Raw genomic sequence first — 385 nt, forward strand, 5'->3', positions numbered from 1 at the left:
GGGCAACTTTACCTTAAATGGCCGAGCTGTGGCCGGGGCACTTGATTACTTCCTCTATCAAGGGACACCCACGGACCCAGCCAATGGCAACTGGTATTTGCGCTCGAACTATGGTGATTTTGTCAACGATGTCTATCGCCCTGAAGCCGGCAGCTATATGGCCAGCATTGGCACGGCCAATACCTTGTTCAATACGCGACTGGATGACATCAAACCCTCGGTTGATGATGGGGAACACAGCTTATGGCTGCGCCAGCAAGGCTCCCGTACCAAGTTTAATGATGCCTCCGGCCAGCTTTCCAACAGCAGCAATAACTATGTGGTACAACTGGGGGGCGAGGTGTTTAACGGGCAAATCACTGGTGAAGATGCTCTCGCGGTGGGT

At 53.2% G+C, this 385-nt stretch carries 1 protein-coding gene; it reads left to right on the plus strand.

Annotated elements, in window-relative coordinates; all coding sequences use genetic code 11:
- Positions 1-385, plus strand: a 385-nt coding sequence (locus AC2A06_RS18920) for an autotransporter outer membrane beta-barrel domain-containing protein (protein WP_484381306.1), incomplete at both ends; no start/stop codon positions are given.

It is taken from the genome of Serratia sp. HNCC26DJ244 (assembly GCF_057180565.1).